18 protein-coding genes are annotated in these 20,668 nt (G+C 45.7%); 8 read left to right on the top strand and 10 right to left on the bottom strand.

The window, feature by feature from the left end; translation table 11 throughout:
- The first annotated feature begins 42 nt into the window (after window positions 1–42).
- The 4 genes from IX91_RS14665 (at window position 43) to IX91_RS14650 (ending at window position 4,760) form a co-directional block, all read left to right on the top strand.
- Window positions 43–1,596, top strand: coding sequence for an ABC transporter substrate-binding protein (locus IX91_RS14665; RefSeq protein ID WP_004745531.1), 1,554 nt, complete (start codon window positions 43–45; stop codon window positions 1,594–1,596).
- 165 nt (window positions 1,597–1,761) lie between these two features.
- Window positions 1,762–2,739, top strand: coding sequence for an ABC transporter permease (locus IX91_RS14660; RefSeq protein WP_004745530.1), 978 nt, complete (start codon window positions 1,762–1,764; stop codon window positions 2,737–2,739).
- Between the two features lie 2 nt (window positions 2,740–2,741).
- Window positions 2,742–3,680, top strand: coding sequence for an ABC transporter permease (locus tag IX91_RS14655; RefSeq protein WP_004745529.1), 939 nt, complete (start codon window positions 2,742–2,744; stop codon window positions 3,678–3,680).
- A gap of 171 nt (window positions 3,681–3,851) precedes the next feature.
- A complete protein-coding gene (locus IX91_RS14650) occupies window positions 3,852–4,760 on the top strand; it encodes an SPOR domain-containing protein (protein WP_004745528.1) in 909 nt (302 codons plus the stop codon).
- Window positions 4,761–4,783: 23 nt separating this feature from the next.
- Here the strand turns inward: IX91_RS14650 and IX91_RS14645 are convergent, their stop codons facing one another.
- Complete coding sequence (locus tag IX91_RS14645) at window positions 4,784–5,542, bottom strand: hypothetical protein (protein WP_004745527.1); 759 nt, start codon at window positions 5,540–5,542, stop codon at window positions 4,784–4,786.
- 104 nt (window positions 5,543–5,646) lie between these two features.
- Between IX91_RS14645 and IX91_RS14640 the strand changes: the two genes are divergently transcribed.
- Entirely contained in the window at window positions 5,647–6,543 is an 897-nt protein-coding gene (locus tag IX91_RS14640) for a response regulator (RefSeq protein ID WP_004745526.1), read from the top strand.
- 60 nt (window positions 6,544–6,603) lie between these two features.
- On the opposite strand, the gene gorA is transcribed toward IX91_RS14640, so the two are convergent.
- The 3 genes from gorA to IX91_RS14625 form a co-directional block, all read right to left on the bottom strand.
- A complete protein-coding gene (gene gorA / locus IX91_RS14635; protein ID WP_004745525.1) occupies window positions 6,604–7,959 on the bottom strand; it encodes a glutathione-disulfide reductase in 1,356 nt (451 codons plus the stop codon).
- 235 nt (window positions 7,960–8,194) lie between these two features.
- Complete coding sequence (locus IX91_RS14630; RefSeq protein WP_004745524.1) at window positions 8,195–8,893, bottom strand: glutathione S-transferase family protein; 699 nt, start codon at window positions 8,891–8,893, stop codon at window positions 8,195–8,197.
- Between the two features lie 154 nt (window positions 8,894–9,047).
- Window positions 9,048–9,887 carry a 23S rRNA (adenine(2030)-N(6))-methyltransferase RlmJ gene (locus IX91_RS14625; RefSeq protein ID WP_004745523.1) on the bottom strand — a complete coding sequence of 280 codons (840 nt, stop codon included), beginning with the start codon at window positions 9,885–9,887 and terminating at the stop codon, window positions 9,048–9,050.
- A gap of 217 nt (window positions 9,888–10,104) precedes the next feature.
- Here IX91_RS14625 and prlC point away from each other — a divergent pair, with 217 nt between their 5' ends.
- Window positions 10,105–12,147, top strand: coding sequence for an oligopeptidase A (gene prlC / locus IX91_RS14620; protein ID WP_004745522.1), 2,043 nt, complete (start codon window positions 10,105–10,107; stop codon window positions 12,145–12,147).
- 95 nt (window positions 12,148–12,242) lie between these two features.
- Entirely contained in the window at window positions 12,243–12,455 is a 213-nt protein-coding gene (locus IX91_RS14615) for a hypothetical protein (RefSeq protein ID WP_174329861.1), read from the top strand.
- Here the strand turns inward: IX91_RS14615 and IX91_RS14610 are convergent.
- The 4 genes from IX91_RS14610 to IX91_RS14595 all read right to left on the bottom strand — a co-directional run bounded on the left by IX91_RS14610 (window position 12,452) and on the right by IX91_RS14595 (window position 14,878).
- Complete coding sequence (locus IX91_RS14610; RefSeq protein WP_004745520.1) at window positions 12,452–12,904, bottom strand: DoxX family protein; 453 nt, start codon at window positions 12,902–12,904, stop codon at window positions 12,452–12,454. The genes IX91_RS14615 and IX91_RS14610 overlap by 4 nt on opposite strands.
- A gap of 4 nt (window positions 12,905–12,908) precedes the next feature.
- Window positions 12,909–13,691 (bottom strand): HvfC/BufC N-terminal domain-containing protein, encoded by a 783-nt coding sequence (locus tag IX91_RS14605; RefSeq protein WP_004745519.1) that lies wholly within the window; start codon window positions 13,689–13,691, stop codon window positions 12,909–12,911.
- Window positions 13,688–14,545: an MNIO family bufferin maturase gene (bufB, locus tag IX91_RS14600; RefSeq protein ID WP_004745518.1), complete on the bottom strand. Its 858-nt coding sequence runs from the start codon at window positions 14,543–14,545 to the stop codon at window positions 13,688–13,690. The genes IX91_RS14605 and bufB overlap by 4 nt, the downstream gene beginning before the upstream one ends.
- Window positions 14,546–14,617: 72 nt before the next feature.
- On the bottom strand, window positions 14,618–14,878 hold the full coding sequence (locus tag IX91_RS14595) for a BufA1 family periplasmic bufferin-type metallophore (protein WP_004745517.1): 261 nt from the start codon (window positions 14,876–14,878) through the stop codon (window positions 14,618–14,620).
- 325 nt (window positions 14,879–15,203) lie between these two features.
- Between IX91_RS14595 and uvrD the strand changes: the two genes are divergently transcribed.
- Window positions 15,204–17,375: a DNA helicase II gene (gene uvrD / locus IX91_RS14590; RefSeq protein ID WP_004745516.1), complete on the top strand. Its 2,172-nt coding sequence runs from the start codon at window positions 15,204–15,206 to the stop codon at window positions 17,373–17,375.
- 758 nt (window positions 17,376–18,133) lie between these two features.
- Here uvrD and ggt read toward each other — a convergent pair.
- Together ggt and IX91_RS14580 are read right to left on the bottom strand one after the other, a co-directional pair.
- Window positions 18,134–19,882 (bottom strand): gamma-glutamyltransferase, encoded by a 1,749-nt coding sequence (ggt, locus tag IX91_RS14585; protein ID WP_004745515.1) that lies wholly within the window; start codon window positions 19,880–19,882, stop codon window positions 18,134–18,136.
- 107 nt (window positions 19,883–19,989) lie between these two features.
- The gene (locus IX91_RS14580) at window positions 19,990–20,661 is read right to left on the bottom strand and encodes a LysE family translocator (RefSeq protein WP_004745513.1); all 672 of its coding nucleotides are present in this window, start codon (window positions 20,659–20,661) and stop codon (window positions 19,990–19,992) included.
- Between the last annotated feature and the right edge of the window lie 7 nt (window positions 20,662–20,668).

Below are 20,668 nucleotides of genomic sequence, written 5' to 3'. Positions count from 1 at the left end.
ACAACAACTAGGGATAGAAAATCCCGCATAAGGAGTTATGCAATGAAAACCATGAAAAGCAAACTAGCAGTGGCTTTAATGGCAGCTGGCCTTAGCTTTGGTGCAGCGGCAGCAGATATTACCGTCGCTTATGACGCTGACCCAGTGTCACTTGACCCGCATGAGCAGCTATCTGGCGGTACACTGCAAATGTCTCACATGGTATTTGATCCGCTTATCCGCTTTAACCAGAAGATGGAATTTGAACCTCGTCTAGCGGAGTCTTGGGAGCGTATTGACGGCGAAACAATGCATTTCAACATTCGCCAAGGCGTTAAGTTCCACTCAGGTAACACGCTAACTGCTGACGATGTAGTTTGGACGTTTGACCGTCTGAAGAGCTCACCAGACTTTAAAGGTATCTTTGGCCCAATCGTTTCGATTTCAAAAGTTGGCGAATACGAAGTAGAAGTAAAGACTGACGGTGTTTACCCACTAGTAGAAAACGTCATGACTTACCTATTCCCAATGGATAGCAAGTTCTACTCAGGTAAAACGGAAGACGGCAAAGATAAAGCTGAGCTAGTTAAGCACGGTAACTCTTTCGCATCGACTAACGTATCTGGTACTGGTCCTTTCATCATCACTCAACGTGAGCAGGGTGTAAAAGTGACTTTCGAACGCTTCAATGATTACTGGGATAATGGTTCAGGCGGTAACGTTGATAAGCTAACGCTAGTGCCAATCAAAGAAGATGCAACTCGTGTTGCAGCACTTCTATCTGGTGACGTAGATATGATTGCGCCAGTAGCGCCAAACGACTACAAGCGTATCAAGAAAGCTGACAGCGTAGATCTATACACTATGCCTGGTACGCGTGTTATTACGTTCCAAATGAACCAAAACAGCAACCCAGCACTGAAAGATGTACGTGTTCGTCAAGCGATTACTTACGCAATCAACAACGAAGGCATCACTAAGAAAGTCATGAAGGGTGCAGCTACTGCGGCAGGTCAACAGAGCCCAGTTGGCTTCGTTGGTTACAACGCAGACCTAAAACCTCGCTACGACCTTAAGAAAGCAAAAGAGCTGATGAAAGAAGCGGGTTATGAGAACGGCTTCTCACTGACTATGATGGCGCCAAACAACCGTTACGTGAACGATGACAAGATCGCTCAAGCGTCGGCGGCAATGCTGTCTAAGATCGGTATCAAGGTTGATCTGAAGACAATGCCTAAAGCTCAGTACTGGCCTGAATTCGATAAGTGTGCTGCAGACATGCTAATGATCGGCTGGCACCCAGATACAGAAGATTCAGGTAACTTCACTGAGTTCCTAGCAATGACGCGTAATGCTGAAACGGGTAAAGGTCAGTACAACTGTGGCCACTACTCAAATGCAGAAGTTGATAAGCTAATCGAAGATACCAACAAGATGACTGATCTTAAAAAACGTAGTGCATCTTTGAAGAAAGTTGAAGAGATTCTATACAATGAAGCGGCATTCGTTCCTCTACATTGGCAAGATCCTTCATGGGCAGCGAAAGGCAACGTCGAGATTGGTCCAATCATCAACGGCATGAACTTCCCATACTTTGGTGACCTAGTAGTTAAATAACTACTAGTGAGCTAGACCAAGTGCTCAATGAAGTGAGCGCTTGGTCGACTTTTGGTGCTTAGCTTTGTTTCAGTCGGGTTAAGTGCCATTTTTAAGACTGAAAGTTGCAGCCAGTTTTGTCTGGTTCTGCAGACTGAAATCTATGGAAAGTTAAAGGGGCAAGGAATGTTTTCGTTTCTGGTCAAGCGCCTGTTTCAGGCACTGATAGTGATGTTTGTGATCAGTCTAGTGGCGTTTGCCATTCAGGATAACCTCGGCGACCCATTGCGTGAGCTTGTTGGTCAGTCGGTTTCCGAATCAGAGCGCCAAGCTTTGCGTGACGAACTAGGTTTGAATGATCCCTTCATTACAAAATACACTCGCTTTGTTGGCAATGCGCTACAAGGTGATCTCGGTACTTCTTACTTCTTCAAGCGCCCTGCGGTTGAAGTGATTCTAGATAAGTTAGTGGCAACGCTTGAGCTCGTGTTCGGCGCTACGCTAATCATTGTATTCTGTTCAATCCCACTTGGTGTTTACTCAGCCATTCACCCAAAAAGTATATTTACCAAAATTGTCATGGCTGGCAGTAGCATCGGGATTTCGATTCCGGTTTTCTTAACCGCAATCATGTTGATGTATGTGTTCTCTATTGAGCTCGGTTGGTTACCATCTTATGGCCGAGGCGAGACCGCCAATCTGCTTGGCTGGGAATCGGGCTACTTTACTCTTGATGGTTTAGCGCACTTGGTTTTACCTTGTATTGCTCTTGCTTCCATCATGTTGCCACTCTTTATTCGTCTTGTACGTTCTGAAATGCTCGAGGTACTGAGTTCTGAGTACATCAAGTTCGGCAAAGCAAAAGGTCTGGCTCTCAATAAAATTTACTACCAGCACGCATTGAAAAATACCATGCTACCTGTGCTTACCGTTGGTGGTGTTCAAATTGGTACCATGGTTGCCTATACCATCCTAACCGAAACCGTTTTCCAGTGGCCTGGAACGGGCTTTCTTTTCCTTGAAGCAATCAACCGTGTAGATACACCGTTAATCACCGCTTACGTTATTTTCGTTGGTCTGATTTTCGTTGTCACTAACACCATTGTTGACTTGCTATACGGCATCATCAACCCGACCGTAAATCTAACAGGTAAAGGAGCTTAAACATGAGTCAAACTGCAGCAGCTCCTTCACGCTGGGAGCGATTTAAACAATCGGATTTCTTGTACTACTTCAAGCGCGACAAAGTGGCGATGGCCAGCTTTACCGTGTTTATGTTGTTCTTGGTGATGGCTTTGGCAGCGCCAATTCTGTCACCGACTGACCCGTATGACTTGTCGTCAATTGATATTATGGATTCAGAGCTTCCTCCAGCATGGATGGAAGATGGCGACGAGAAGTTTCTGCTAGGGACCGATGAGCAAGGTCGAGATATCCTTTCGACGATTCTTTATGGCTCGCGTCTATCTCTGACCATTGGTTTCCTAGCGGTAGGTTTACAGCTTGTGCTAGGGATTGTGATTGGTCTTTCGGCGGGTTACTTTGGCGGCCGTATTGATAGCTTCTTAATGCGTTTCGCGGATGTCCAGTTATCGTTTTCAACCATGATGGTGGCAATCATTGTCTCGGCTATCTTTAAAGCCAGCTTTGGTAGTGATTTCTACAGCCAGTATGCGGTCGTTATGCTAGTGGTGATCATTGGTGTGGCTGAATGGCCTCAGTATGCACGTACTATTCGTGCTTCAGTGTTGGCTGAGAAGAAGAAAGAATACGTAGAGGCGGCACGTGTGATGGGCTTTAAAGCTCCACGCATCATGTTCCGTCACATCCTACCAAACTGTTTATCGCCTATCTTGGTGATTTCGACGGTACAGGTGGCAAACGCCATCATGTCGGAGGCGGCACTTTCTTTCCTAGGTTTAGGTCTACCGGTAGACCAACCTTCTTTGGGCGCACTGATTAGCATTGGATTTAACTACATTTTCTCTGGTGCATGGTGGATTACGGCATTCCCGGGTATCGTACTGGTCACTTTAGTCTTGGTTATCAATTTACTTGGTGACTGGTTACGTGACGTATTTAACCCAAAAATCTACAAAGGGTGATCCAAGCCTAAGATTTGATTATAAAAACCTATCTAAACTAAGAGCCGTAATTAATTACGGCTCTTTTTTTGCATTCTCATTTTCAGGGCAGTGAACCGTCAAGAAAGTCACTATAGTGATCCACGTAGATGGATAAACTCGAAGTTAAGTTTATAGAGTATGGATATCAATATGGCCTCAAAGCCTAAACAAACTTTTTTGAAGTGTTGGAGTCTTGTTGCAGCATTAGCCTTGCCCGCTTTGTCAGCCCCAACGCTTGCTGAAGAATTTTTATGCGATGCAACTCAGGCATCAACCAATGAGTTGCCATTGTTAGATAAGTCGTGCCCGATTGGTAAAGGATTATGGGGTAAATCTCAGCCGCGTGGCCAAGAGTCAACCTTCTGGATTCAGTGTGGTGTGTTTAGCAAGCCACTGCCTCTTACAAAGGCGAAAAAGCTCTACCAACATATATCAACCGATGTGTGGGCAAAGCCAGAAGCAAAAGCTTACCGTTGCCTGATTGGCCCATATAAAGACTTTGCTCAAGCAAATATAGAATTGGCAAAAGTGAAAACTGAGCCAGGCTATAAAGAAGCATTTGTTCGAGAAGTGGTCAAGGGGGCTCCTGTAAAGCAGGTGAAAGCAAAACCGGCAACACCTAAGCCTGTCGTAAAACAGCAGCAGTCTACTACTGTGATACCTGCGCCAGTGAAAGCGAAGCCAGAACCAATTAAACCTATGGCTCAAGAGCCTAAGCAGCGTCAATCTGATGTTTCTATTCGTTTAACAGCGACGGTTTCTGGTATTGAGTACAAGGTGCCATACACCATGTTCAGCAATGACCAGTTTTATATGGAACACGAGCTGCCGTGGAATAGGCTCGACTACGAAGGAGCCTATAAAACCTGTTATCGTTTAGGCATGCGCTTAGCAACATCAACTGAGTGGCAAGCACTGCTTGCTTCTAACGTGATGCAGAAAGACAAATGGCCAATGCATCTACCTTATTGGGGCGCAGAAAAGTCAGGGTTATTTACCAGTGGCAAAACCAATAAGCTAAAAGGCACTTCACTATTGAATGTCATGTGTGTGAAATAAGCTAAGAAATCAGTAGCCTCGTGCTACTGATTTTTTTGTTCTGCTTCTTGCAACAGCTCCAAATACTTTTTCTCAACAAAATCTTTCTCTTTAGTCATATGGTGTAGTTGCTGTTTAGAGGCTTCAAGTTCTGCCGCTAAACCAGCCACATCGCCTTGTGAGCCTGCTTGCTGTTTATACTCTTCAAGCTGATCGAGCAGTTGCTGCTTCTCTTGTTGGAACTCTTTGGCAAGGGTTGCCGACCCACCAGATTCACTGATTTGAATGTACTCTTGCTCAAGTTGTTCAAATTGCTTTTCTAACTGCTCTTTTTCCAACTGTAAGCTTTCCACTGTATCGGTCTGTTTAAGTAGGCGGCTTTTGGCATTTCTTAAGCCTTTAACACTTCTGTCTAAATCCCCTTTTAATTTTTTGATGAGGCGGTGGGATTTATTGAGTTTTTGATTCAACTCGTCAATTGATTCTTTCTCCTGCTCACTGAGCTCTCCTTTCGCGGCTTTGATTTGTGATACCTGACTTTCCAGAGCTTGCTGAATCAGAATTAAGTCGTTGAGCGTATCACCATTGTCCGCTGTGTAGCTGAGTGCCTTATCGACAGATTGCTGACACAGCTCGTAGGTGTTTCTGTCCATATCACGGCCACTGACGACCTGGCGGGCAAACTGACGGAACTCGCGCAAAATCAAAAGCAATATGATAAACCACACCAAAAGTATCAGTAGTCCAAAGTCGACCGCGAGGGCAATTAGGTTTTCTAGGGTTAATCTCGGTAATAAATCCATCTATCAAATACGTAAGTTGGGACATTCATCGACTGTAAGTTTAGTTGTCAGTGGAAAATATGCCTATAATTTAGACAGTTCAGTATGGGAGGTGACGGCGACCTGTGAAAATTTTGATTGTGGACGACAGTAAGGCAACTTTGGAGATAGTTAGGCGGGGCTTAGAGAGCTTTGGTTATTGTCGTTTATCGATCGAGAAAACCTGCAGTGCGACTCAAGCATTAGAGCTGGCAAAAGAATGGCATCCAGATATTGTGCTAACAGATTGGTACATGCCGGATATGACAGGTCTAACACTCACTGAAGAGCTTATGAAGCTTGGGGTTGGGATAAAGGTCGGCATGATTACTACGGTTGATGATGAGAGCCAAATCAAGCAAGCTCAAGCGGCTGGTGCCAGCTTTGTTTTAACCAAGCCTTTCGAAGACAGTGAATTGCATCGTTACTTGCTTCCTTTAGTGCAAGGCGTGGAAGAAAGTAAGAAAACACTCGATTCGATCACTGAAGTGCAAAAAGAGTTAGCTTTGCCTAAGTTATCGCAACTTGAGAAACTGCTGCAAAGGGAGCTCGGTGATAGTTTAACTCTCAACAATATTGCCCCACAATTGTTCGATGAGAGCAAGATTCCGTGCCTTTTAGCCGTATATGAAGACACTGCAACCCAGCGCCCTCGTGCGGTAGCAATGCTTGACCTGCACGCGATCTGTGTTTTTGCTCAGGCGAGTTCTGCTATCTCGAAGGGGGACATCCAGCAAGTGATTCAGAGTAAGCTCGCGAGTAAGGGGGTATTAGATGCTTGCCACCAAGTTCTAGACCGTTCAGCTTTGGCATTTTTGGACAGCCAAACTCGTAAGAGCTTACGTCTAAAAAATATCAGCTTTGTTCCTAGTGCGTTTGATAAGTTGAAAACTTTATACGATAAAGACGCGGATAAGCGGGTGGATTTCACATGCCAACTAGATGGAGCTCTACAAGGGAAAGTCACCTTAGTCGGCTTTTAACTGGCAAACAAAAAGCAGACACAAGGTCTGCTTTTTATGTTTGATGTCGTGCATCAGCGATTAACGCATGGTAACGAACTCTTCTGAGCCAGTCGGGTGGATAGCAACGACAGAATCGAAGTCTGCTTTTGTTGCGCCCATCTTCATCGCGACACCGAAGCCTTGAATCATCTCATCGACTGTGAAGCCGATGCCATGTAGGCCCACAACGGTTTCTTCTTCACCAGCGCAGACTAATTTCATCTTACATGGCTGACGGTGTTTAGTTACGGCGGTGTACATCGCTGTAAAGCCAGATGTGTAAACTTTCACATTGTCTTTGCCGTACTTCTCTTCCGCTTCTTGTGTTGTTAGACCAATGGTGCCGATTGGCGGGTGGCTAAATACCACGGTAGGCACTAGGTTGTAGTCCATCTTCGCGTTTGGCTTGTTGTTAAACAGGCGCTCAGATAATTGACGACCTGCTTTAACTGCAACTGGAGTTAGCTCGATACCGCCTTCCATGATGTCGCCAACACAGTAGATCCCTGGAACGTTAGTCGCTTGGAATTCATCGACCTTGATGTAGCCGCGGTCGTTGGTTTCTACACCTGTTGAAGCTAGGTTGATTGCATCGGTTGCTGGGTGACGACCAATAGCCCAGATGAGTTGGTCAACGTTTTGCGTGTTGCCGTTCTCTAGGTGCAGAGTCAGGCTACCGTCTGCTTCTTTAACCACTTCCTTTGGAATTGAGTGAGTATGCAGTTTAGGCCCCTCAGCCTCCATTACTTCAACCAACGTTTCGATGATCATTGGATCAAAACTACGTAGTGGTGATTCTTTACGTACGTAAAGGTGCGTTTCAGTGCCAAGTGCATTCAGTACGCCTGCAATTTCTACTGCGATGTAGCCTGCACCGATAACTGCGACGCGTTTTGGTTGCTCTTGTAGGTCGAAAAAGCCATTTGAGTCGATGCCGTATTCAGCACCTGGAATGTTAGGAATCGTCGGGCGTCCACCTACTGCAATCAGGATGTGGTCAGCGGTGTAATGTTCGCCATTCACTTCGACTGTTTTCTCGTCAACAAACTTAGCAAAGCCTTTGATGACATTAACCTTGTTGTTGCCCAGTACACGATCGTAAGACTGGTGAATACGACCAATGTAAGCCTGACGACTCTCTACGAGTTTGCTCCAATCAAAGCCTTTAACGTCAATGTCAAAGCCGTAATCTTCAGCGTATAGGTTCATTGCATCTGCAACTTGAGCACCGTGCCACATAACCTTTTTTGGTACACAGCCTACGTTTACACAGGTGCCACCTAGGTCTTGAGCTTCGATAAGTGCAACTTTAGCGCCGTACATAGCTGCGCGGTTTGCTGATGCGATACCGCCAGAGCCACCGCCGATACAGATGTAATCAAAATGAGTCGCCATTACTTTCTCCAAGATTATTAATTTTTCTGATAACAATTACATTGGGGTGAAAGTGAACGAACTCAATATCACCAAAATGATTTGTTATTTATCCCACCCTCTATCATAAATCGAGTCTAGCCATTTCCTAAATGGGAAAAAGTGACATTTTTTATGACAAATAACGATGAGTAGTTAGGTCAACAGACCCTAGTATAGCGGAATAAGGTGCTATTCCGCTTTATGTATGAAAGGCTTAATCGCAGCAGCTAGTAGGGCCACAGCAGCCTTGGGTTTGAATATCTTTTCCTTCACCTAGGTAAGTATTGGTGAGGTAAAAGCTGTGGAATTTATCTTCAAAGTCACTGGAAACGGTCTTTTCTACCAGACCAGTGTCTAATAGGTTACGCTGCCAAGCCTGCATTTTAGGTAAACCGCATAAGAAATCGTACCCAGAATGCGCTTTTACGATGGCTGCTCGATGTAATAGTGGCAACCACGCCATATCGACATTGCTTAACTGGTTTGACTTAAAGAACTTATTGCCCTCACTGAGCTGATTTTCTGCTTTTCTAAACGCTGTTAGTAGTTTTCCTTCGCGTTGCTCAAAAGTCTCTTGGTCTTTACTACTCATTGTGCCGCATTGTGCTAGATAATGTTTAGAACCTAGGTAACTCCATGCTCGATCCAGCGCACGTTGCTCGTTGGTCACCCCCTGTTCAAGTGGGCCGTACTCATCCTCAATGTATTCAATGATGGCGTCTGATTCGAACAGAGCAGTTCCTGATTCTGTGACCATGACGGGTACCTGCCCATTAGGCGAGATATCTAAGAACCATTGTGGCTTGTTTTTTAGTTCGATGTATTCAATTTCATAAGGGATTTGCTTGGCTTCTAATGCCGCGGTGACACGTTGAACAAATGGACAAATTTTAAAGCTAACAATCTTAAGCATGGTGTTTTCCTTAATTAGTGGAGTATTTACACTTACTAAGACGATGGAGAAAAACAAAAGACGACATTTAATTTTAAAAATATCGAAATATTTTCTTTGCTCAATAAAAAAGGCGTAACCTCAATAGGTTACGCCCTTAAAAATTTAGCCAGATTTACTCTGGCACTATCCATTCGACTTTAAAGTGCCCAGTTGCTGGAGCAATGGCCTCTTTCAAGAAGGGGAGAATCTGGTTCATTTGGCTTTCTAGTTTCCAAGGAGGGTTGATAACTATCATGCCTGATGCAGTCATACCACGCTCGTTGGTATCAGGGGTCACGCCCAGTTCTATTTGCAGTATCTTGCGAATGCCAAGACCTTCTAGGCCTTCAATCATATCTTCGATATCGCAGCGATTGACCACAGGGTACCAAATCGCGTAAATACCGGTCGCCCAACGTTTATGGCTTTGGTAAATCGCCTGTACCACGTCGCGATACTCTTTTGCTAGCTCGTAGGGCGGGTCAATCAAGACTAAGCCGCGACGCTCTTTAGGCGGTAAACTCGCTTTCAGACGTTTAAAGCCATCTTCTTTATAGATGCTTACTTGGCGGTCACGATGAAATTCTTGTTCAAGTAACGGGTGATCGGCTGGGTGCAACTCAGTCAGTACCATGCGATCTTGCTGGCGCAGGTGAGCACGAGCGACGCGAGGGGAGCCAGGGTAGTAACGCAGTGAATCACCATTGTTAAGCGTTTTAATCGCTTCTAAATAGCTCTGAATATCTTCTGGAATATCATTTTGTTGCCAAACTCGGGCGATACCTTGCTTGTATTCACTGGTTTTCTCTGACCACTCGTGGGTTAAGTCATAACGACCGACACCTGAGTGAGTATCGTGATAAACAAACGGCTTTTCTTTCTGCTTCAGTGAGTTAAGAATAAGACTCTGAACGATATGTTTAATCACGTCTGCGTGGTTGCCGGCGTGAAAACTGTGGCGATAACTTAACAAAATGACACTCTCGAAATGGTCTTTAAACCATATTGAAGTTAGTACGAACGATTCGCCGATTATATACTCAGTGGCTTTGGGATGCTCGCATTTAGCAACAACTTAGCGAATCCCTTCTATTGAAAAATGACGACGCCACCTATATTTAATCTATAAGACGTTGAATATACTTAATAGACGAACCCGTCAGTTCGCTTGCCAATAAAAGGAATGATTTATGTCTAATCCACTTCTTAGCTTTACCGATTTGCCTCCATTTTCTCAGATCAAACCGGAACACGTTAAGCCAGCTGTTGAACAAGCGATTGCAGATTGCCGCGCTAAAATCGACAGCGTACTAGAGGGTAACAGTCAACCGACTTGGAACAGTGTGGTAGCGCCAATAGAAGAAGTGGATGACCGCTTAAGCCGTATTTGGTCACCAGTGAGCCATATGAACTCGGTGGTGAACAGCGATGAGCTACGCGAAGCCTACGAAAGTTGTCTGCCTCTGTTATCTGAGTATGGTACTTGGGTTGGGCAGCACAAGGGCCTATTTGAAGCCTACAAGGCAATCAAAGCGAGCGAAGAGTTTGCCGCTTTGACTCAGGCACAAAAGAAAACTATCACTGACTCACTGCGTGACTTTGAACTATCAGGCATTGGTCTGCCTGCCGATGAGCAACATCGCTATGGTGAAATCAGCAAGCGTATGTCGGAGCTAGGCTCTAAGTTCTCTAACAATGTGCTCGATGCCACTATGGGTTGGACTAAGCATGTTGAAGATGAAGCGCAACTAGCAGGTATGCCAGAATCTGCGCTGGCGGCAGCAAAAGCGGCAGCTGAAGCAAAAGAGCTTAATGGTTACCTGCTGACTTTAGATATCCCTTCTTACTTGCCTGTAATGACCTACTGTGACAATCAAGAACTGCGCAAAGAGTTATATGAAGCGTATGTCACTCGCGCCTCGGAGCGAGGTCCAAAAGCGGGCGAGTGGGACAATAGTGAGATCATCAATGAGCAACTGAAACTGCGTCATGAAATCGCACGTATGTTGGGTTTCAATACCTACAGTGAAAAATCGCTTGCGACTAAGATGGCGGAAAACCCTTCTCAGGTTCTTAGCTTCTTAAATGATTTAGCGAGCAAGGCTAAGCCTCAAGGTGAGCGTGAAGTAGAAGAGTTGCGTCAGTTTGCTAAGAGTGAGTTTGGCGTTGAAGCACTTAACCTTTGGGATATTGCTTACTACAGCGAGAAGCAAAAACAACATCTATTCCAAATTTCTGACGAAGAGTTGCGCCCTTACTTCCCTGAAGCAAAAGCGGTCAGTGGTCTATTTGAAGTGCTAAATCGTGTCTTCGGTATGACGGTCACTGAACGTGAAGGTGTTGATACTTGGCATGAATCGGTACGCTTCTTTGATATCTTTGATGCAGATAACAACCTACGCGGTAGCTTCTATCTTGATTTGTATGCTCGTGAACACAAACGCGGTGGTGCTTGGATGGATGAGTGCCGCGTGCGTCGTAACAATGAAAGCGGCGAGCTGCAAACACCAGTGGCGTACCTAACCTGTAATTTCAACCGTCCTGTCGGAGATAAGCCAGCACTGTTTACCCATGATGAAGTTGTGACTCTGTTCCACGAGTTTGGTCATGGTATTCACCATATGCTGACTCAAGTAGAGACGGGAGCAGTATCTGGTATCAATGGCGTGCCTTGGGATGCGGTAGAGCTGCCAAGTCAGTTCCTTGAGAACTGGTGCTGGGAAGAGGATGCATTAGCGTTTATCTCTGGTCACTTTGAAACAGGCGAACCACTGCCGAAAGAAATGTTAGAGAAGATGCTAGCAGCGAAAAACTTCCAGTCGGCGATGTTCATTCTTCGTCAGCTAGAGTTTGGTCTGTTTGACTTTACTCTGCACACGGAGTTTGACCCAGAAGTTGGCCCACGTGTCTTAGATACACTGGCAGAAGTGAAATCAAAAGTCGCGGTGTTGCCGAGCTTAGAGTGGAACCGTTTCTCGCACAGCTTTAGTCACATCTTTGCTGGTGGTTACAGTGCCGGTTACTACAGCTACCTATGGGCAGAAGTGCTATCTTCTGATGCGTTCTCACGTTTTGAGGAAGAAGGCATTTTCAATACCGAAACCGGTCAAAGCTTCTTGAACAACATTCTTGAAATGGGCGGAAGTGAAGAACCAATGGAGCTGTTTAAACGCTTCCGTGGTCGTGAGCCGCAGATTGATGCGTTACTGCGTCATTCAGGTATTGCTGCCTAACTTGAAAGTAAGAATTTAATCAATTCGAAACCGCCCCTCTGATACAGAGCGGCGGTTTTTGTTATTATGCCTCCCATTAATTGCATGGAGGTTTTATGTTGTTGAACAAAGTTTTGTTAGGTGCTGGTTTAGCAGTGGTTATGTCAGGATGTGCTGAGCTAAAAGAGGCGGGAACAGCGATTGGTCACGCGACTCGTGACACCACTACAGCGATAGGTCATGCAACCCGTGATACAACAAAGGCGATCGGCCATGCATCACGAGATGCGGTTAACTCTGTCAAAGAAGACTTATCTTCAGAACATTAGCCAAGCTTACTACGTAGTACTTTATCGGCTGAGATAACACCAGGCCCCCAAACCACGACATTTAAGATCATTAAGCCCCATAGCTGGTGATCATAAAAGCCTTTGTCCCAAAGTACGGGATAAGACACCACGGCGATAATGTTAAACACAAACAGGATCGCTGCCATTGGGCGTGAGAAAAGTCCTAAAGCAAGAAAAACAGGCAAGATCAGTTCAGCGGCTGTACCCATATAGGCAGCCATTTCCCAAGGTAAAATCGGAACCTGATACTCGTACTCAAATAGGAATAGGGTACTGTCCCATGAGGCTATCTTGGTTAGCCCAGAATTAAAGAATACCCAAGCCACCCAAAGTCGACAAAACAGTAGCAGTAGCGGGACAAAGCCAGCTTGAAATTTGGCGACCCAGTTATCATAGCTCTCGAGCATATTCTTAATGGCGCTAGACATATTATTATCCTTCTAATGTGGCGAGCGAAAAACCTGCCAGTAGGTCATGTTGAGTGAGGAAGTCCAAATGGGCCAGTAGTGCTGGTGGGACTTCAGTGAGCATGCAGCCAGACAACAAATAATTGAGCAGTTCATAAGGCTCAGCGGTGAGAGCCAAAGTCCACACTCCGCTTTCTGCTGAGTAGGCAATAATCCCTTGTTCTGCTTGCTCTAAACTTAAACCATCAAAGTTGTTACTGTTGATGGCTTTCTGGAGTGAGAACAGCGCGTAAGATGACTGAAACGCAATCACTCCGGGTTTCAGGTGCAATTGAATCTGGGGTTGCTGATCTTCTGCCACATGAGCAAGTTGAGCCAATGGCAGTAAATCGTCAGCGAGACTTATCTGATTCCCCAGCTGCTGAGCAAGGTCGATATGCCATTCGAAACGAGCTACTTCTAAGCTATAAGGCGCTGCTTCAATCACCGCCGGAAAGCGTTCGATAGTCTGTTCGAAATGTTCCCCATAGTGGCTGACATCCCCGGCTTGCAACGGGTAGTTAAGTACGTGTTGGCGGGCAACTTGCTCAAAGCACTCTTCCCCCCACAGGGCGTGTAGCATAGGGTAGGTTGCTTGCAGGACTTCACTCAGGCTGATGATGAAGTTATTGCGATAAATCTGCATTCTCTCATCGGCACTGAAATCATCGCTACAAATATTGCAATCTTCACCAGAGGCTTGGTAGTGCAGCGCTTTGGCAAAGGCGCTTTGTAATTCGCTTAGGGAAGGTGAAGCATTTGATGTCATGACACTTTCCTCTTCGCGGCTTGCCACTGATTGAGTTGCTCGCTAGCTTTGGCTGCTTCCGCGAGCAAGACTTCTGGCTGTGGAATATCGAGATCCCACTCAATCAAGGTATGTCTTTCGCCATAGTGTTCTAACCAGAATTGATACAGTTGCCACACTTCATCACTGACAGGGCGGCTATGGGTATCGATCCACACTTCTCCCTTATCGAGCTGCTTGACAGTAAAACCTGCCAAGTGAATTTCATCCACAGCCTCGGCCGGAATTGAAGCTAAATAATGATGGCTATCAAAGCCATGGTTGAATGCAGATACATGAATATTGTTTAGGTCCAACAGTAGCCGACAATCAGTGCGCTTTTGGACTTCAGTTAAAAAGTCCCATTCACTAATCGTCGAGTGATTGAATTTCACATAGCTTGATGGGTTTTCAATCAGCATTGGCCGTTGCAGCGTATCTTGAACCTCAAGCACGTTGCGGCAAAAGATCGCTAAGGCTTCTTCGGTGTAAGGCAAAGGCAGCAAGTCATTGAAGTAATGGCCACCATTTTCACTCCAGCTTAAATGATCAGAAACCAGAAAAGGGTTTATCTCACTGATTAGAGCTTGCAGCTGTTTGAGGTGACGACGGTTAACGCGTTCAACACTGCCTAATGATAGCCCGATACCGTGACAGCTAATTTGATAGTCGTTAGCAAGCTTACGTAGTGTTTGACGTGATGCCGAATAGGGTTGGAAGTAGTTTTCACTATGAATTTCGAGCCATGACAGTGATGGTTTCTCTTGGCTGAAATAATCTAGGTGCGGTGAACGTAATCCCACCCCGACTTTATTATGAAAATGATCTGCATTCACTGGGCGTTCCTTGAAAGTAGAAGCGGCAGAAGTAAGGCGGCCGATTGAGCCTCAGGCCGCCTAAAATTTTTATTATGAAGATTGAGTGCTGCCGCCTGTTAGCTTGCCACATAGACCTTTTGGTACGACTACGAAAGCATCCGTTTGGTTGTCTTCTTTTGATGTACCTGCACATGAGCTGGTTTTAGTTGCACAGTCATTTTTACCTGCTTTTGCCACGCCGTAGCATTTTTCTTTCTCTGCTGCGACCGCTGGAGCAGCCGTTAACATTGTGCCACCAAGAGCAATTAAACCAGTAACAGCGGCAGTAACAGCAAGATTAGACTTTTTCATAGTAATTTCCTCAGACTTTATTCCTTTACTTTATGTGGGCAAGCGAATCATGAAGTAATTCATCAACTTGCTTAATTAAAAGGATAGAAAACTCGCCTAAAAACTTTCAAATAAATTATAGAAAATGACGTTATTATTATTTTTGGTTATTTAATTTATTGATTTAACAGACTTTTAACAGTTGGTTTTTTTCTATTTTTTTTTGTTGGCAGCCTAAAAAGTACCAATAGTGGCAAATTCAGTTGCTTATCCCTGCACCTAGCATCTTGAGGTCACTCGGGTATAATGCCATTTCATGTATAGATAACCAGTAACTGAGCACACAATGGATCCTTCCTTACTTCTCGATGGTCTGAATGACAAGCAGCGTGAAGCTGTTGCTGCACCGCTAGAAAACTTACTCGTATTGGCCGGCGCAGGCAGTGGTAAAACACGTGTGCTAGTGCATCGTATTGCGTGGTTGATGTCTGTTGAGCAAGCTTCGCCGTTCTCCATTATGTCGGTGACCTTCACTAACAAAGCGGCGGCGGAAATGCGCGGTCGTATTGAAGAGCTAATGATGGGTAGCGCTTCGGGTATGTGGAATGGCACATTCCATGGTATTTGTCATCGTATCCTTCGTGCTCACTATCTGGATGCCAAGTTACCTGAAGATTTTCAGATCATAGATACAGACGATCAGCAGCGCCTATTGCGTCGCTTGATAAAAGCGCAAAACCTTGATGAAAAACAGTGGCCAGCGCGTCAGGTTAGTTGGTGGATCAATGGCAAAAAAGATGAAGGTCTACGCCCGAATCATATAGATGCTTATCACGATCCCGTCACTAAAACTTACTTGCAGCTTTACACGGCTTATCAAGAAGCTTGTGATCGAGCAGGTCTTGTCGATTTTGCTGAAATACTGCTTCGTGCTCATGAGTTATTGCGTGATAACAAGTTTGTTCGAGAGCATTATCAAGCTCGTTTCAAGCATATCTTGGTCGACGAATTCCAAGACACCAACAATATTCAGTATGCTTGGTTACGCATGATGGCTGGACCTGACTCTCATGTCATGATTGTGGGTGATGACGATCAGTCTATCTATGGTTGGCGCGGAGCAAAAATCGAGAACATTGAGAAATTCACCCGAGAGTTCCCAAGCGTTAACACCATTCGTCTTGAGCAAAACTATCGCTCAACAAAAACCATCCTAGAGGCGTCGAACACCCTGATTGCCAATAATACTGAGCGAATGGGTAAAGAGCTGTGGACGGACGGCGCGGAAGGTGAGCCAATTTCTGTGTACTCAGCCTATAACGAGTTGGATGAAGCTCGCTTTGCCGTGAATAAGATAAAGGAATGGCAAGACAAAGGCGGAGCGCTGAATGATGCCGCTATGCTATATCGAAACAACGCCCAGTCACGTGTACTCGAGGAAGCGTTGATTCAGGCAGGCTTACCTTATCGTATTTATGGTGGTATGCGATTCTTCGAACGCCAAGAAATCAAAGATGCACTTAGCTATCTGCGCTTAATGGCTAATCGTAACGATGACGCGGCTTTTGAGCGAGTGGTGAACACGCCAACTCGTGGCTTAGGGGATAAAACGCTAGAGACGATTCGTTTTGCTGCTCGCGATCGCGGTTGCACTATGTGGGAAGCTAGCGTTGCGCTCCTTGATGAAAAAGTCTTAGCTGGTCGTGCTGCTGGAGCTTTAAGCCGCTTCGTTGAATTGGTTAACGCCTTAGAAGATGACACATGTGAGTTGTCATTGCATGAGCAAACCGACCATGTCATCAAGTACTCAGGTTTGTTCGCTATGTACGAGCAAGAAAAAGGTGAGAAGTCTAAAGCTCGTATTGAGAACTTGGAAGAGCTGGTAACGGCGACCCGACAGTTTGAAAAGCCAGAAGAAGCGGAAGAAATGACCCTACTGACGGCTTTCTTGACTCATGCCGCGTTGGAAGCGGGTGAAGGTCAGGCTGACGAGTTTGAAGATGCCGTTCAGCTTATGACACTGCACAGTGCAAAAGGTCTAGAGTTCCCGCTTGTGTTTATGGTCGGTGTTGAAGAAGGCATGTTCCCAAGCCAGATGTCTGCGGAAGAAGCAGGGCGTTTGGAAGAGGAGCGCCGCCTATGCTATGTCGGCATGACGCGAGCAATGGAAAAACTCTACATCACCTATGCAGAGATGCGCCGTTTATACGGTCAGGATAAGTACCATAAGCCATCCCGTTTTATTCGTGAACTGCCAGAGACCTGTCTTGATGAAGTGCGTATGAAAGCGCAGGTGAGCCGTCCGGCAAGCTCAGGTCGCTTTAGCCAGACTGTGGTTAAAGAGAGTTTCAATGAAACTGGCTTTAGTTTGGGCTCGCGAGTTATGCACCCCAAGTTTGGTGAGGGTACCATTATCAACTTTGAAGGCAGTGGTCCACAAAGTCGCGTACAAGTCGCCTTTAACGGTGAGGGTATTAAGTGGTTGGTGACTGCTTACGCCAAACTAGAAACGTTATAAACGCTAAGTTTATTTTCTCAAAATAGTTGGACTTGTAGACAAGGCGACAATTGAACGAGTCCCCTGAGCATAGGGAACCTATGTGATGGGGCGAGTGAAAGCAGACAACGCAGTCTAAAGTTCAAATATGAAGAGAAAAAGATAAAGAAAAACCCCGAGGGCGCAAGCCCATCGGGGTTATAGTCTTACTCGCAGCAATCCGGCTACTATAGGTGCTCCATGCATCTAATCCTTGATAGTATGCTGACGTCCTTCAGCTTAGTCCATTCATCGCCATCCTAGCGGTGTCCTTGACCCTATCCTGGTCTGCTAACAATCCTCGTTAGCTCACTTCGCTTGTTCCTTGAGCGGTGTCCTTTTCATCGTCCTGATGATAAGTCCTTTCCTCATCCAGAGGTGTCCATTTCCAATCCTTAGTAGCAACCATCCTAGTTACTATTGCGTCCGTTCAATGTCCAATTCGCTTTCCATGCCGATTACTCATCCTAAGCAACCGTATCTTCTTCCTGAAGATTACCTAATCCGTGGTAATTTCCTGTTCCGTGTCAGCATCCTTCCGACACCATTCATATTACTCGTCTAACGAATTTCAGCAATATAAGGCAAACGTTTTTCTACATAAAAATTCGTTTATGTTTTATACGTATCCTTATAAAACAGTTGCTTAGGTTTTGTTGTTTACATTTTTCTCAGCCAAAAAGCTATTTTTACTCACTTGCTTGTGAGAGATCTCGCACAAGCAAGTGAGTCGATCTACTCTATTTACCGATTGCTGTACCTTCTCGTCGTGGATCAGCGGCACCTTGCAATTGATTATCTTGCAGTAAAATAGCGTGTAATCCTGAATTCAGATCGCGAACATTGACCTTAAAGCCCATTTCCTCTAGTTGAGGTTTGAATTTTTCCGCGCTAGTACCTTGCTCTACGTCTAAAGTGCCGAAACGGTTCAACAGGTGAGGTTGGTTGGTTGCTTGCTGAATATCCATTCCCCATTGAGTGTGGGCAATAATGGCTTGTGCGACATAACCAATAATACGACTGCCACCTGGTGAGCCAATAGCCATATATGGTTTGTCATCTTGCATGATGATGGTTGGTGCCATTGATGAACGTGGACGTTTTCCTGGTTCTAAACGGTTTGCAATTGGCTTACCTTCTTTATGGGAGCGGAAAGAGAAATCGGTCAGCTCATTGTTAAGTAGGAAGCCATTGGTCATCAAGCGTGAGCCAAATGCATTCTCAATTGTTGTGGTGATGGAAACCACGTTACCTTGTTTATCGACGACATTGAAGTGGCTGGTTGAAGGTAGCTCGATGGATTCATCCATGCTTTGACGTTGTGCATAGCTCCAAGGTGGGCTACCTGCACTCACAGACTCTAGAGCTTTACCCGGTTGAATGAGTTGTGCGCGCTGTTTTAGATACTCTTTATCGAGCAGACCTTGGGTTGGCATTGGCACAAAGTCTTCATCTGCCATATACATACCGCGATCGGCAAAGGCTAAGCGAGAGGCGTCTGCAATCACTTGCCATGATTTTGCATTATCCGGCCCCCACGATTTGAGATCGAAGTTCTCAGTAATCGCTAAGATTTGGCCAACAGTCAGAGCACCTGAACTTGGTGGTCCCATTCCACAGACATCAAAGCTTTGGTAAGCCGAACATACTGCGTCTCTTTGCTTTATTGAGTACGCATCTAGGTCTTTCTGTGCGAGTACCCCTGGGTTACCCGGGGCACTTTGTACCGTTTCGATAATATCTTCCGCGATTTTACCTTGGTAGAAAGCTTGCGCACCACCTTTAGCAATCGCAGTGAGTGTTGCTGCATACTCTGGGTTTTTGAGTAAGGTACCCGCCGTTTTAGGTGAGCCATCTGGATTGAAGAAGTAAGCTTTCGTGGTGGCAAAGCGGCTTAGACGCTCGGCATCTTTCTCTATTAGTGTCGCTAGGCGTGGACTGATCTCAAAGCCTTGTTTGGCAACGTTGACAACTGGTTGGATAAGATCTGCCCAAGCAAGTTTGCCGTATTTTTGGTGTGTATCCCACATCAACTTGACGGTACCCGGCGTACCTACTGATCGTCCGCCTACCACTGCGTCGTAAAACTTCAGTGGTTCGCCATTGACGTCTTGGAATAGACGAGGTGTCGCATCGAGTGGAGCTGTTTCTCGGCCGTCATACGTGGTGAGTTGCTGATTTTTGGCGTCCCAATAGACAAGGAACGCGCCACCACCAATACCTGAAGATTGTGGTTCAACCAAACCTAGCATTAGCTGGGTGGTGACCATAGCATCAATCGCGTTACCCCCTTTGGCAAGAATATCTGCGCCCGCTTGGGTAGCGATTGGGTTCGCTGCAGTCACCATCCACTCTTTGGCGGTGACCAATTGTTTGTTCTCTAGGCCACTACTGTGCTCGGGCGCTACAGAATCGGCTGCTTGGTTGGCCCAAGTTGTTGCTGACGTTGCAAGCAAACATGTGGTTAGAAATTTGAGTTTCCACTGCATCTTGTTCTCCTTTTTTTATGCAGATCAAGAGTGACAGTGGAAGAGGTTTAGGTCTAAGGGTTTGTTATCAAATTGTAATCTTGAATCAAATTTTAGACACCAATGGATTAAAACAGAGCAGTGATCGCCGTGGTAGATTGCCAAAGAATGCCAAGTCCAAGCACGGTAAACAGAATGCCGCATAACCCATCAACGTAGTGGGCTGTCGCTTTTATCTTGCGTTGCATACGTTGCGTGGAGAGAGCCCAAGCGAGAAAGGAAAACCACAGTAATGAGATACTCCATAAGATCATCAGTGCTAGCCCTTTTCCGGTTAGTGACATGCTGGCTGGTACAAGGCTCGACATAAGGCTGACAAAAAACACCAGTGCTTTTGGGTTAAGGATGTTGGTTGCAAAGCCGCGCGAAAAAGCTTCGCGTTTGTTGCCGAGGAGCAGGCTTGGCTGCTCTGCAGAGGTGCTTTCGTTTGCTTTCGCGTTACGCAAACTTGCCCAGCTCGCTTTAAGGGCGCCATAGCCAAGATAGAAAAGGTAGCTACCGCCAGCGAGCTGAAGCAAAGCAAACAGAGTTAGCTGTTGGTGAACCAGATAGCTGATGCCAGTTAGGCTAAGAATGGAGTGCAGTAAGATGCCACACGAAAGACCCAAAGCAATATACAGCCCAGTTTGCCGACCATAGCGTGTCGCATTCTGTACCACTAAGGCAAAATCAGGGCCTGGGCTCATAAGAGCAACAAAGTGAACCACGGCTAAGGTGGTGAGGATAGTTAATTCGTTCATCGGACTC

This window comes from Vibrio tubiashii ATCC 19109, from assembly GCF_000772105.1.
Classification (GTDB): Bacteria; Pseudomonadota; Gammaproteobacteria; order Enterobacterales; family Vibrionaceae; genus Vibrio; species Vibrio tubiashii.
Note: the sequence above shows the minus strand (reverse complement) of the source record. Positions and strands in the feature narration are given on the sequence as shown.